The 14,199-nt window shown below is 41.9% G+C and carries 8 protein-coding genes and 2 pseudogenes; 7 read left to right on the top strand and 3 right to left on the bottom strand.

Features of this window, described 5'->3' with window-relative positions:
- Window positions 1–18: 18 nt before the first annotated feature.
- Window positions 19–894, top strand: coding sequence for an MBL fold metallo-hydrolase (locus H6G17_RS21730; RefSeq protein ID WP_192160711.1), 876 nt, complete (start codon window positions 19–21; stop codon window positions 892–894).
- 56 nt (window positions 895–950) lie between these two features.
- Here H6G17_RS21730 and H6G17_RS21725 read toward each other — a convergent pair whose 3' ends face one another.
- Window positions 951–1,577, bottom strand: coding sequence for an NUDIX hydrolase (locus tag H6G17_RS21725; RefSeq protein WP_192160710.1), 627 nt, complete (start codon window positions 1,575–1,577; stop codon window positions 951–953).
- Window positions 1,578–1,815: 238 nt separating this feature from the next.
- On the opposite strand from H6G17_RS21725, the gene H6G17_RS21720 reads away from it, so the two are divergent.
- Both H6G17_RS21720 and H6G17_RS21715 read left to right on the top strand, forming a co-directional pair.
- A complete protein-coding gene (locus H6G17_RS21720; protein WP_192160709.1) occupies window positions 1,816–2,955 on the top strand; it encodes an aminoglycoside phosphotransferase family protein in 1,140 nt (379 codons plus the stop codon).
- The gene (locus H6G17_RS21715) at window positions 2,952–3,491 is read left to right on the top strand and encodes a DOMON-like domain-containing protein (RefSeq protein WP_192160708.1); all 540 of its coding nucleotides are present in this window, start codon (window positions 2,952–2,954) and stop codon (window positions 3,489–3,491) included. The genes H6G17_RS21720 and H6G17_RS21715 overlap by 4 nt, the downstream gene beginning before the upstream one ends.
- 24 nt (window positions 3,492–3,515) lie before the next feature.
- Here the strand turns inward: H6G17_RS21715 and H6G17_RS34760 are convergent.
- Together H6G17_RS34760 and H6G17_RS21705 are read right to left on the bottom strand one after the other, a co-directional pair.
- Window positions 3,516–3,854 (bottom strand): annotated as a pseudogene (locus H6G17_RS34760) (XisI protein).
- A gap of 207 nt (window positions 3,855–4,061) precedes the next feature.
- Window positions 4,062–6,335: a DEAD/DEAH box helicase family protein gene (locus tag H6G17_RS21705; RefSeq protein ID WP_192160707.1), complete on the bottom strand. Its 2,274-nt coding sequence runs from the start codon at window positions 6,333–6,335 to the stop codon at window positions 4,062–4,064.
- Between the two features lie 254 nt (window positions 6,336–6,589).
- Between H6G17_RS21705 and H6G17_RS21700 the strand changes: the two genes are divergently transcribed.
- The 4 genes and pseudogenes from H6G17_RS21700 to H6G17_RS34755 form a co-directional block, all read left to right on the top strand.
- Window positions 6,590–8,149 (top strand): metallophosphoesterase, encoded by a 1,560-nt coding sequence (locus H6G17_RS21700; RefSeq protein ID WP_192160706.1) that lies wholly within the window; start codon window positions 6,590–6,592, stop codon window positions 8,147–8,149.
- Between the two features lie 797 nt (window positions 8,150–8,946).
- A complete protein-coding gene (locus H6G17_RS21695; protein ID WP_192160705.1) occupies window positions 8,947–12,144 on the top strand; it encodes an ABC transporter transmembrane domain-containing protein in 3,198 nt (1,065 codons plus the stop codon).
- Between the two features lie 297 nt (window positions 12,145–12,441).
- Window positions 12,442–13,908, top strand: coding sequence for an HlyD family efflux transporter periplasmic adaptor subunit (locus tag H6G17_RS21690; protein ID WP_192160704.1), 1,467 nt, complete (start codon window positions 12,442–12,444; stop codon window positions 13,906–13,908).
- A gap of 33 nt (window positions 13,909–13,941) precedes the next feature.
- Window positions 13,942–14,100: pseudogene (locus H6G17_RS34755) on the top strand (HetP family heterocyst commitment protein); the annotation flags it as partial.
- Window positions 14,101–14,199 lie beyond the last annotated feature (99 nt).

Raw genomic sequence — 14,199 nt, 5'->3', positions numbered from 1 at the left:
TAGGTAAAGAGGTTTGATATGGCTCATTTAAACTTACGTCGCCCTCAAAATACAGATGGGGATTTTTATGTCGATACCACCTGTATTGATTGCGATACCTGTCGTTGGATGACTCCAGAAGTATTTAATCGTACTGGCGAACAATCGACAGTTTATCATCAACCTGCAAACGAAACAGAAAGATTGCGAGCGCTGCAAGCCTTACTTGCTTGTCCTACCAGTTCTATCGGTACGGTAGAAAAGCCTAAAGATATTAAATCTGTACAGGAAAGTTTTCCGATTCTTGTAGCCGAAAATGTTTATCACTGCGGCTATCATGCTGAAAATTCCTATGGGGCAGCGAGTTATTTAATTGTGCGTCCAGAGGGCAACGTGTTAGTAGATTCGCCCCGTTTTACGCCGCCGTTGGTAAAACAAATCGAACAAATGGGGGGAATTCGGTATATGTATCTCACCCACCGCGATGATGTTGCCGATCATCAGAAATATCACGATAAATTTAAGTGCAACCGTGTTATTCACACAGATGAAATTTCTGGCAGTACGCGCAATGCAGAAATTAAGATTGCTGGTACAGAACCTTATCAATTAGCATCTGATTTGTTAGTTATTCCCGTTCCCGGTCATACCAAAGGGCATACAGTTTTACTCTACAAAGACAAGTTTCTATTTACAGGCGATCATATTGCCTGGGATGATGACGACCAAATATTAGCAGGTTTTCCAGGTGTCTGCTGGTATTCTTGGTCAGAACTGATTAAGTCTACCTATCGCTTGTTAGATTACTCTTCTGAGTGGGTATTACCCGGTCACGGTCGTCGCTATCATGCAGATGCAGCAACAATGCGGCATAAACTCAAAGAAGGCATTGAGTGGATGGAGAAAATGCGGTAATGGTGTAAAGACGTTACATGTGTAGAGACGTTACATGTAACGCCTCTACATCGAGGTTAATCAAAATAAGTCGGTAAATCTGGATGGCGGTGGTAGTGGAAAATTCTAGTAATTTGAGTTGGCATTACCCGTGTCAAAGACAAGGGAGGGATTTCATCTTCGCCAAAAAAAGCTACCTCGTCAGTTTCAATGCTAGCTGACGCAGAACCACCAATAAGTTCGCAAAGAAAATGTAATTTGTAAACAGCATAAGCGAAAGGTGGATGTCCCTGCTTGTCGCGATCGTACACTGCAAGTAACTTGACGGCGCGGGTGAGATATCCTGATTCTTCCTGAACTTCGCGCACCACGACTTCACTAGGAGAGTTGCCTATGTCAGCATAGCCTCCTGGTAGCGACCAGCAACCATCAACTTTTTCCTTTACCAGTAACAACTTATCTTCTTGGAAAACCGCCGCCCGCACGTCTACTTTTGGGGTAGCATAACCAACCTCTTGAGAAAATAAATCGAGAATGTAGCTAGGCTCGACATGACTATAAGTTGCCATAATTTCCGCCGCGATCGCCCGTAGGGATTTGTAGCGTTCTCTGTCAAACACTCCTTCGGTATAAGTCAAACCAGTTTGCGCGATCGCCTCTAGCTTTTTCGCCCATTCCAGCCATTTGTACTCTGGAGAACCCATGATCTTGCTTGTATTAGGTTGGTTTTTGGTTAATAGTAAACGCTGCGCTACACTGCGTGAAGACGGTTAACTGATAACTGATAACTGATAACTGACAACTGATATTGCAAAGTTTAGTAAAAGCTACCTGCTTCAGCCTATAGATAGATGCATAATATCCGGTTGTCAGCTTGTCTTAGTGCAAGGCAAATGGTGTGATTCGACCGATCGGCGAAACGCACCAACAATCGGAACACATATGATAAAAGAGATCGATCTAAAAAGCAAAACTATAGACAACTTGGTGGCGATCGCCAACCAATTTAATGTAAGAGGTCAAATCACAGACATTCAAGCTTTCGGTAATGGCAATATTAACGATACTTTTCTAGTCACGCTGAGAAACTCAACTCAAAAACACGTTATTCTACAACGCATTAACACGCATGTATTTCACCAGCCAGAACTGGTAATGCAGAATATGCGCGTCTTTACCGACCATGCGACCCAGCGCTTGCAAGATTGGAATAGCGATCGCCGTTGGGAAATACCAAGCGTCATCCTAACACAAGATAATCGGGAATATTGGGTGACTCCTGAAGGCGCATTTTGGCGGACGATTGGCTTTATCGAAGCCGCACAATCTTTTGACACTGTTACAGATAGCGATCGCGCCAGAGAGGCTGGTTGCGCCCTTGGTAGGTTTCACAACCTAGTTAGCGATTTACCCCCCGAAAAGCTAGCCGTCACGTTAGAAGGGTTTCACATTACACCGCGCTACCTTCAGCAATTTGATGCAGCGCTGGCAAAATATGACAAAAGCAAGTCGCCTGAAATAGATTTCTGCTTGCAGTTTATTCAGACTCATAGAAATTGGGTAAGTGTTTTAGAAGATGCAAAAATCAGCGGAGAATTGCTTTTGCGTTTAATGCATGGCGATCCCAAAATTAACAACGTTCTGTTTGACAATAATACCGAACGAGCTGTTAGTGTTATCGATCTCGATACACTGATGCCTGGTTTAATTCACTACGATATTGGTGACTGTCTGCGATCGAGTTGTAATTCTTTGGGTGAAGAAACTCAACAATGGCAAGAGGTACGCTTTGAAACAGAACTTGCCCAAGCTATTTTACAAGGCTATGTTTCACAAGCAAAAGATTTTTTAACTGAAAAAGATTACGAATATATATACGACTCAATCCGATTGTTAGCTTTTGAATTAGGATTGCGGTTTTTTACCGACTATTTAGTAGGTAACGTTCACTTCTCTAAGGTAAAATATGCAGAACACAATCTTGTTAGAGCGCTAGTGCAATTTCAGCTTACCCAAAGTATTGAAACTCAACAATCGGTTATTAGCGCGATCGTACAAGATTTAAGACGAGATTTAAAATGAGCGATCGCACTTTTTTCCTGAAGCCATTCCCCTCCGATAATCCACCGCTTCAGCTTGAAATCTCAGGTATTGTAGATCGGCAATTCGATAAACTTACTATCCAATACCAGATTTTGGGGCAGTTGGTAGAATTAGCCATTCCAGCAGTAACAGATTCGCCTGCTCGTAAAGACGAATTATGGCAACAAACATGCTTAGAGTTCTTTCTAGGAATTGAAGGCTCTCCCCAATATTGGGAGTTTAACCTTTCACCTTCTGGAGACTGGAATATTTATCATTTTGATGATTATCGTCAAGGAATGCAAATAGAAACAGCCTTTACGTCACTACCATTTGTTGTACATAATCGCCCCAACTATTTATTGTTAAATCTCGAACTTGACTTAGATAAAATTGTAGAAATAGAGCAGAAAATAGAAGTTGCGATCGCGTCTGTGATTCAGTCAAAATCTGATGAAATGACATATTGGGCATTAACTCATTGCGGTACGCAAGCCGATTTTCATCAACGTGACAGTTTTACTATTAAATTGTGACTCATGCATCGCTACTTGCGATCGTCATGCCACAGCAAAACCTGTATGCTGTCGTACTTTTGGATGTCGGAATCCAAGCACTATACTCTCTCTAGGAATACCTACTTCCATTAAATCGGTGACTACGCCTTCTTCCGTGTCATCGTACTGCACCCAGACTTTATCACCAATTAAACTCAGATGAATAGGTGTTGCGTGGAGATATTTATCGCCGTTCCAGCCTATATCCAGAACTAGATATTGCCCTCATTCATCGTCAAATATAACTTGACAGGTATAACCATCAGGCAGAGTTGCACGATAGTCAGCATGCTTGTTGAGCACGTTCTTAATGATGCTGCGGTATTTTAACTGGGTATCCATTGCGCGATCGCTTCATTTTCAGCATCAAAGACTATTAACTTAATAACCTGATTTTTGAGTAATACTTGTCCTATCCCACAGAGAACTAAGTGGGATAACGAGTCTGTTGAGCGACGTTAGATAATTTTGGCATTCTTACCAATGAATTTCAACCGTTCGCTACAGAGTGTTCGTTAGGATGCAAGTTCACTCAAGGCATACAATCCACTACCTTTTTAGATTTTCTAACCGAGTTTTTTCTGCGTGTGCTTTACGGGAAAGCACTTGAAGATTTTCCAATGTGGTTAAACCACCCTTTGACATTGGTATAGTATGATCTACTTGAAAATCCCTTCTCATCTGACTCTTAAACCCACTAATTGCACAGGTAATGAATCCTTTTGCATCTGTGTGTTTAGCAAAAACAGCATCCTTAATATCTCGGTATTCAGCCGGATCTTTTTCCCGAATTTCAACAAGTGAAAGACTTTCCAGTGGAACTGTGTCAGGAATTACAATCGGGGGAGTGACTATGAGATCGGGGTAGGCTCCAATTAGCTTGTTAATTTCAATGTCTACTTGTTTTTTAAAATAAAGATAATTGTATCCAAATAAAACTTGCCAAAAAGATTTGCTATCGTTCCACAATGAAGTGAGATATTCAATTATTTGCTTCAGCGTTAAATCATTCTCATAGATGTGCCTTGCCACAATTGATACATCGCACTTTCTACGTTCGCTAAATGCAATAAACTCTGGTTCCATCTGTTTCTGAGCATAGAAACGCAAAATATTCTCAACATCAGCATCTCTATAACCAAGTAGAAAAGGATAATCTGGGAAATAAAGCTCTTTTGTAAGTTCTAGTAAATATTTTAACTCTTCTTCAGTTAATATTTCTCTATTTTCAATATCAATATTTTTAAATATAGCCTCTAAGTCGTTGACAAAACTATCGTAAGCTTCTTCAGTATCGCTATATAAAAGCACGTCATAGTTTCTGGACACAGGCTCATCGGATTCAGAAGGCTCAAGAATAGAAAAGCGATAAATACCAACAGGAACTCGCTTTAGAAAATCTAATTTTTCTAAAGCAGTAGTATCGATGGAATCATCCATTATAATAGCAAATTCTTCAATTTTCTCAATTGAGATAAGTCGAGCAATTCTTTTCATTGTCTCGATATCTCGATCGACAAATTCTACACCTTCTATGTCAATCAATTTCTCAGGGTTAACCCAGTTAATCTTATCCTCCCAGTTATCAATAAAGCTTATAACATAGGCTTTTTCGGTACCTCCTGCTGTCTGCCCGCGCAATGCTCTACCAATCATTTGAGTCATCAAAATTGTAGAAGTAGTTGGGCGCGTTAGAAAAACAGTTTGGACATTTGGCAAGTCAATTCCTTCAGTTAGCATTTCTACATTAATGAGAACCTCAAGTTTCCCTGTCCTGAATCGCTCGATTTTCTCTAAATTCTTCTTCACGGGAATTTTGACTCCCGTATTTTCATCCACGATATTTGATACTAAAAAATCAGATTTTTCAATTCCTCTAGCTTTGAACAAACTATTTAATTCAACTGCGTGTTGAATATCAACTGCAAAAACCAAGAGTGGTTTATACTTTTCTCGATTTTCAACGTAACGCTCCACAATTCGTCTATTACGGATACTAGACTTTGCAATTCTTTCAGCTACTTTCGTAGGTAATGTGTCAAAATTCTCAATTGTTTTTATGTCTTTATCAGTTAGCTCTTGATAAAACTTTAGTTTTGTTTCTAAATTTTCAAAAATTGGTTCAGCAAGAATTCCTCTTGTAATAAGCGTTCTCAAATGTTCTGAAAAGATGATATCGTCGGGGAAAACTTTTTTAAGTAAACCTTGCTCTCCTTCATCTGTTCTAAATGGAGTTGCCGTCAATCCCAGCATTCTAAAACCATCTGTTCTCCCTCTCTCTTTAAAGTTCTGCTTAATGCTATCAATTAATTTACGATAGGTTTTTGCTGTCGCGTGATGTGCTTCATCAACTACCAAGAGGATTGTATCAGAGTGTCTGACCCAATTAGCTATAAGATAATTCAGTCCACTATTGAGGCTATCTTTGCTAGCAATGATAATATCGTCAGTTGGTTTGATGTTGACAGGGCGATCGTGCTTAGGATGACCGGAAATCACGCGGTATCTAAATTTTTCGATATCGTTCAATAACGAGGAATAAGCACTAAATTTTAATGTTTCCAATGCTTGATCGAGTAACTCATGTCGATGAGCAATCCACAAAACTTTTTTGCGCTTATCAATAAAGTTACGTAGTAACCAATGAACGGCTGTTAAGGTCTTTCCACCACCCGTAGGCAAAACCAATAAGCCTTCAAAAGGAGACTGATTTTTCCGATCCAGTGCCTTGATAGCCTCGTTTTGATGAGCGTAAAGTTCTCTAGAGTTTTTGCCTGTATTGACTTGGATTTGACCTGAGTACTCAACTTGAACAGTTTGCATAATACTGGAACCTAAAAATAATTGTAAATCTGGGGCTTGTTCAAGTGTTGATAACCTTGCAGCACCCTAGATCCAAGTATTCCCAAACTGAATCCGATCGACACCAAACTTAGCGCGATCGCCCTACCAATAACTCCCGTCAACTGTCAACCGTCAACTATTAGCCAAATTCCCATATTGATAGATGCTCTACAAATAGACCTACAATTACGATTGTTGTGGTTTGCAGTTTAAGCATCTAGAGGTAAGTAGCCTTGAAACTCGTGTCCGATCCCGCGATCGCTGACAAAATTAGCAGAATGAAGGAACGAGTCCGGTGGCAAGATCCTATCATTCAACGACGAGGAATTGACCAAACTCGGCTAGTGCTAGAAGATAATCGAGCGGACGATCCAGAGTTTTCGTTTTTGGTTATCGGCGATACTGGCACTGGTTCGCACCGCTATAATAATCCCCAACGCGAGGTAGCTGGACTATTGCAGCCGCATCTTGCCGACAGCAGTTTTATGCTACACACGGGTGATGTCATTTATCTAGTTGGATCGAGCGAGTTTTATCTAGATAACTTCATCAAGCCTTATCGAGAGTTTTTAGTCGGTGGCGAAAATCCAAAAGCGATCGCCTACGACCGCATGGTTTTTAAGTCGCCCATCCTACCAGTTCTGGGAAATCACGATTATTACAATTTGCCATTATTATTTGGCGCGCTCTCTTTGACAACATTACCCGTGCGTCGTCTGCTTAAATTTAGAAGAGATTTTGATGTAGGTTGGCACGGATCTAAACATGGTGATGCCTATGCGCGAGCATTTCTAGATTATCTCAAAGCATTGAAGTTGCCAGGTGAATTAGATCGCCACTTAAATAAGTACTACACGGCGAAAACGGACACGGGTTATTGCTTGCGCTACGAACCTGGGCATTTTACTCGCTTGCCCAATCGCTACTATACTTTTCGCTATGGCGGAATTGATTTCTTTGCTTTAGATTCCAACACGTTCAACGACCCGATCCCACTATCAACTACCCCAGAGGGAGAAGTACGTCGTCAGCAGTTAGTACAACGCCGCGATCGCCTCGAACAAGAAAAGCTGGAAATTCTCAATGCATCGGACAAGCTGAATCCCGCCGATCCTGACGATGCAGAACAACTAGACGATTTACAAGTCAAACTGTCGCAGATTGAGGAAATTATTGTCGATATCGAAAAGCAATTAGCTATTAACAAAGCAGTTGTCACCGACACCGAACAACTTGATTGGTTGCAACAGCGATTAATTGAATCGTGGCATACAGATGAGGTACGGGGTAGGGTGCTGTACTTCCATCATCCCCCTTACGTGACTGAGGCAACCAAATGGCATCAAGCGCAAACTTTAGCAGTTCGCGATCGCTTGCGTAGCGTACTCAACGGAGTCGCTGAGGCTGTGGGTTCTCTTCCTCAAGGTCGTCCGATTGTCGATCTAGTTTTAAACGGTCACGCGCACTGTTTAGAATACCTAAAAACCACAGACACGGGACACGCTGATTCCAATATCAATTGGATTGTTTGTGGTGGAAGCGGTTACAGCTTGCGCCGCCAGCGCGAAGAAGGGACAGATTTAATGGAAGGAGAAGCGGAAGAAAGGTTAGTGGCGCGATCGCATCTTTTTATCGGTCGCAAAGGTTATCAATCTGAAAAACGCCGTCCTTACACTTGTTTGCGAATTGACGTGCAAGATGGTTGTCCCCCCAAATTTGTCGTCCGTCCTTTTGTTGCTGAAAGATATCAAAAGCGGTGGCACAGATACGCGATCGATCCTTTTACGATTTGAATAGTATTAGTAATTGGTAGTGGGACTAGTTAACCTCAGTCAGGGAAATGACTCCTTTAAGGGCTAATCTATAGCCTACTTTACTTGATGCCTGAATGCCCTATTAGGATTGTTTCCAGAGGCGTAGGGGCAGATGAAATGCACTATATTTAATTTTAATGCTTATAACCGTTACCCTGTAAAGATTTCAGCTTCAGTGCTAGTTTCTGTACGCTTGCTACCAAAATGCCGAATTGTCTAATTCTAATATTTCTAAAGGCGCAAACTATAATAAATCATACAACTCATACATTTAAATCATGGAAAGTTATACGCTTTCTTATACACAACTAACAATCAGCTATTTATATAATTGTATTGGTTAAATACTCTAGCCGAAGTAAGTTAGTTGAAATCAATTTTTGTCTATAGCAATCCTAGATGAATCGTGAAATCGATTGCCCGTGTAGAGATGTTACATGTAACGTCTCTACACGAGAAACGTTCATAAATCAATTTGGATTGCTATATTTTATTGACGATAATCTTAAGAAAACTACTCAATTCTAATATCTTGTAGGAGATTTTTTTAATACAATTTTTCAAAAATAACATTCTAAGTCTATTCTCCAAATGCATTTTTTGATGCCGCTGTAATTTTAGATAATCTTGGTAAATTTAGAAAAGAATTTACTTCTTTTTACTAGGAATTGCTTTGAGCATAAATGGCTTGAATAAGAGGTATAAACTAGTTTTATGAAACAAAACTTGTTCTAAATCTAAAATTTAACATCCATAAACTTGATAGGCTTACAAAGATGGATCGAAGCTTAGGATCTCAAGAGCATCTTTACAAAAACTCTCAGGATGCTTCCCTTATTGCTCATCTTGTCCTTAATTGTCTAAGGTTAGATTCAGTAGATACTAACCTCGTTTTGGAATTTAGTAGAGCCTTTAAGATCGGTGAATTTCAGCTTGGTGATGAGCTGATTAATTATGCCGTCCCTGCTGGTTCAGAAAATTTTATTTATCCCAAGCGTAGTAGTTGTAATTTTTATATAGTCTACCAGGGTAGAGTAAGATTGCTTGACTTGAATATTCAAAACCAGCAAGAAGTTTCAACTATGGTACTGGAAGCTGGGGAGACCTTCGGCGCAGAAATTGTATTTTGCGATCGACCTATACTAACCCGAGCGATCGCTGCCAGTACCGTTCAAGTGGCGTGGATGCCGCTTGCCACGCTGGAGACTTGGTTAGAGCAGTTACCTGCTCTGCAAGACTATTTGCATCAACAAGCAATGCAACGACAATGCTTGATTTTCTTCAAAACTACCACTGAACTACGATTGCTTCCCAGCAAGCAACTGCGACAGCTCTTACCTTACTTGGTGGAAAAAAAAGTAAACAGCGGACAACTACTGGTTGAAGCAACTCCTGCCGCTTCCGGTCGCTTTTGGCTGCGTAGCGGTAAGATCCAGACTCAAGGGGAATACCCAACCCCTGTAGTAGGACAAAACTGGGGATATCCTGAGCCAACGCTGCCAGCAGATTGGTTAGCTCAAACGGATTTACTAGTTTACTATCTCCCTAGAAAGAATTGGGAAACAGCTCAAGCGATCGCTCCAGTATTAGCAACTACAGTAGCTGAGACTAATTCAGCCAAAGTCTCCAGCAATGGACAGCGTAGACTGACAGCAGCTAAAGTTGCTGCTAGGCTGTCCCCATCAGCCGAGCATCAGAACAACCAACAAGGCTCAAGAAAGTTTTCTAGAAGCTCGCCGGAGTCAAACTCAGTTGTTAAAGCTCCTCAAACTAAATCTGCCGCAGTTGCTTTTCCTCAACCTATTAGAAAGTGGCATCTGAATCGCTTGTTTTGGCAACATCCCTTCATTCAGCAACAGAGTGCTTCTGACTGTGGTGCTGCCTGTTTGGCAATGGTTGGACGATATTGGGGCAAGCAATTTGGTCTTAATTCCCTACGAGAGCTAGCTGGAATAGGACGTAGCGGAGCCTCACTTAAAGGTTTAGCAAGGGCGGCAGAAAGCTTAGGCTTTCAGACACGACCTGTACGGGCGAGCTTGGGTCGCTTAATTAATCAGACCAACCCTTGGATTGCCCACTGGCAAGGAGATCATTATGTAGTGGTCTATCGAGCCAAGGGCGCTCGAATTTTAATTGCTGACCCAGCAGTGGGAAAGCGATCGCTATCGCGACAGGAATTTGAACAAGGCTGGACGGGATACGCCTTGCTTCTAGATCCCACAGATCGGCTGGCAACCGCTAAAACAGAAAAAAGCTCTCTAGGTCGCTACTGGGGGTTGCTCTGGCTTTATCGCTCTGTAATCTGGCAAATTATCCTGGTTTCGGTGTTACTCCAGGTTTTTGGTCTAGTTACCCCTCTATTTACTCAGGTAATTCTCGATCGGGTGGTGGTACAGAAAAGTCTAATAACTCTGCATGTCTTTGCTCTGGGACTGCTTTTATTTGGTGTTTGGCGGGTTGGCTTAGTTGCAATTCGACAATACCTACTAGACTATTGTTCCAACCGATTGGATCTCACCCTGATTAGTGGCTTTATCAGCCATGCCTTGATGTTACCCTTGCAGTTTTTTGAATCGCGGCAAGTTGGTGACATTATTACGCGAGTTCAGGAAAACCAGAAGATTCAGCTATTTTTAACCCGCCAAGCAGTCGCTACTTGGTTAGATGCCTTGATGATTTTTGTCTATTTGGGGTTGATGATTTATTACAACTGGAAGTTAACGCTGCTCGTCTTAGCAATCATCCCCCCAATTATAATTTTGACTTTAGTAGCAACACCTTTAATGCAGCGTATATCTAGGGAGATCTTCAAGCAAGACGCAGCGGAAACTTCCTCATTAGTAGAAATGTTAACTGGAGTCGCAACGGTCAAAACGGCAGCGGCAGAGCGAGATTTACGTTGGCGTTGGGAAGATCTTTTTACTACCACTCTAAATACTCAATTTCGCAGTCAAAAACTCAGTAACGGATTAGAAGCATTCAGCGGATTAATTAACACCGTAGGCAGCACATTGCTGCTTTGGTACGGAGCTAAGCTCGTAATTCAGGATCAGCTCAGCATTGGTGAGTTTGTTGCTTTTAATATGCTGATCGGTAATGTAATTGACCCAATTCTGGCACTGGTTAGCCTGTGGTATGAGTTCCAAGAGGTCATAATCTCGGTGGAACGGCTGGATGACGTGTTCTCGGCTCAACCAGAAGAAAGACCCGACAATTCCTTATTGAGATTGCCCCGTCTACGCGGTGATATGCGGTTTGAAAATGTGACCTTCCGGTATGACCAGGAGGAGGAGCGCAACACCCTGCAAAACATTTGTTTTGAAGTCTGCTCTGGGCAAACTGTGGCGATTGTAGGTCGCAGTGGTTCTGGCAAGAGTACTTTAGTCAGTCTAATGCAGGGTCTATATCATCCGAATAGCGGTCGGATTTGGATAGACGATCGCGATCTCCGACATGCTTCTCCCCAATCTTTGCGATCGCAACTAGGAGTCGTTCCCCAAGAGTGTTTTTTATTTTCTGGAACAATTTTAGAAAACATTACGCTTTACCGCCCTGAGTTTACCATAGAGCAAGCAATTGAGGTTGCCAAACTAGCAGAAGCCCACGCCTTTATTCAAGATCTACCGTTGGGATATAACACGAAAGTGGGGGAGCGGGGTTCTACTCTTTCCGGCGGACAGCGGCAGCGAATTGCGATCGCGCGGGCTTTACTCGGTGACCCACGAATTCTCATTCTCGATGAAGCTACTAGCTCTCTGGATACCGAATCGGAACGACGATTTCAGCAGAATCTCGCCCGCATTAGCCGCGATCGCACCACTTTCGTCATTGCTCACCGCCTCTCAACCGTTCGTCACGCCGACTGTATCCTCGTGTTAAACCAAGGCATTCTGGTTGAACGTGGTACTCACGAACAACTCATAGCTAAACAAGGTCTTTACTACCACCTAGCCCAGCAGCAGCTTGAAATTTAAAGCCACTACTAGAACTTTTGTTCTAGGTAGATCTGAATACATCCTCTTAACAAAATTTGGCAAATGAATCTGCCAAATTGGCAGGTTAACTCAGTTGACAGCTTTATAAAATGTATGGAAAAGGTTTACGCCTACACCTGAAACATTTAATAGCACGACATAGCACGACTGCATTGGAGTCAGAATTGCTATCTAATCATATAGATGAGGATCTACTAGATAAGAAAAAGTTTTGATTTCTAAGCTACAACTATGCAAAAATTATCAACCCCGTTCAGATAAAAGTAAAGTCAAGCCATGCAAACAGATCCACTAGTTAAAGGCAACGACTCCAACTTTGAAAATATAGCCAGAGAAGCTTCTACTCCATCTTCTCAAGAAGTTTCTATCTGCGAAGGTGTAAGTCATTCGATCGCAGTAATTTCAGCAACTGCCAATTCCCCAAATCCAGATGGTATAACAGCTATAACTTCACAGCCTAGTGCTTCGAGTATAGCCAACTGGTCTACAGGTTTACAGACTGTACTTGACCAGCCACCTTCAAACCTTCCCCAGAAACTAATATTAGGTGGAACAATTTTCTGTCTGGTCTTTGGTGCTTGGGCATGGTTAGGCAAGATCGAACAAGTGGGTCATGCCCGAGGACAGTTAGTACCAAAGGGAGATGTCTATAAAATTCATCCAGTTGAATTAGGCAAGGTTATCCACATTGCCGTTAAAGAAGGTCAGGTAGTGAAAGCTGGACAGATGATAGTAGAAATGGACACTCAACTAGAACGGAGTGATGTAGAACGTCTACAGAAACTGTTGACAGCAGACGAATTACAATTGAACCAAATGCAAGCCTCGATCGATAGAACTCGACTGGAAGCTAAGACACGTAAAGCAGTTGCAGTGGCAGACCTTCAAGCTCAGGCGGCTGCGATCGCTCAAGCTCAAAAAAATGCAGCTACCACGCGTCAGCTTTTGGCTCAACTGCAAGCTGATGCTGTTACCCTTCAAGCGCGACGGGATCGGTTAAGACCTTTTATCGAAAAAGGCGCAATCGCCAGGGATCGCCTGTTTGAAGCGGAGCAATCCCTGAGCGATCGTCAACGTAATATTACTCAGAATCAAGGTGAGCTTCAGCAGGCTTTGACAGAAGCAAATCGACTTCAAGCACAACTAAATCAAAAGCAAGCAGAGAGTCATATAGCCCAGTTAGAGTCACAGGAACGAATTCAGCAACTAGGCGTTGAAATGACTAAGTTAAAGGGCAAAATTGCTGAGACTAAGAATTTACTTAACAGTGCTAAGACAAAGCTCACACAGAAGTTTCTTTATGCTCCTGTCAATGGGTTTATATCGTCCCTCAACCTTCGCAACATCGGCGAAGTAGTTCAACCTGGACAAACGATTGCAGAAGTTGCTCCCTACAGTGCACCGCTAATTTTATCTGCCAGCTTGCCCAATCAAGAAGCAGGCTTTGTGAAGAGAGGAATGCCAGTACAAGTCAAGTTTGATGCTTACCCGTATCAGGATTATGGCATTGTACCAGGCAAAGTTATTTCTATCTCGTCTGATGCTAAGCCAGATGAGCAACTAGGTGCAGTCTACCGAGTTGAAGTAGCGCTGGAGCGTAACTACGTTACTGCAAATTATCAAACTATTTACTTTAGGGCTGGTCAAACTGCCGCTGCTGAGATTGTAATCCGTCGCCGTCGTGTTGCAGATATCTTGCTAGAACCAATCAAGCAGCTGCAAAAAGGTGGAATAAATTTATAAAACTGATTTTTTTCAAACTCAGAAAGGAAAACTATGAATTCGCCAAGTTTTTACTCTCATACCAAACTTGAAAAAGCAATCACCTCAGAACAATTTAATCAGATTATTGAAGCGATTCTTGCAGGAAAATATTCTTGGGCTTGTTTTTTAATTCTGCGTTTTGCTGGCTACAATCCTTTACATTATATACCAGAAATGTTGAATCCTGAGACAAATCTTCATATAATTTTTGATACTTCTCTGTGAAAAGAGAATCGGTCAACATTTCACGATCTTCTCCATCCAATGAAC

This window comes from Chroococcidiopsis sp. [FACHB-1243], from assembly GCF_014696895.1.
Classification (GTDB): Bacteria; Cyanobacteriota; Cyanobacteriia; order Cyanobacteriales; family Chroococcidiopsidaceae; genus Chroococcidiopsis.
The sequence above is the reverse complement of the archived record's forward strand: the minus strand, read 5'-3'. Positions and strand labels throughout refer to the sequence as shown.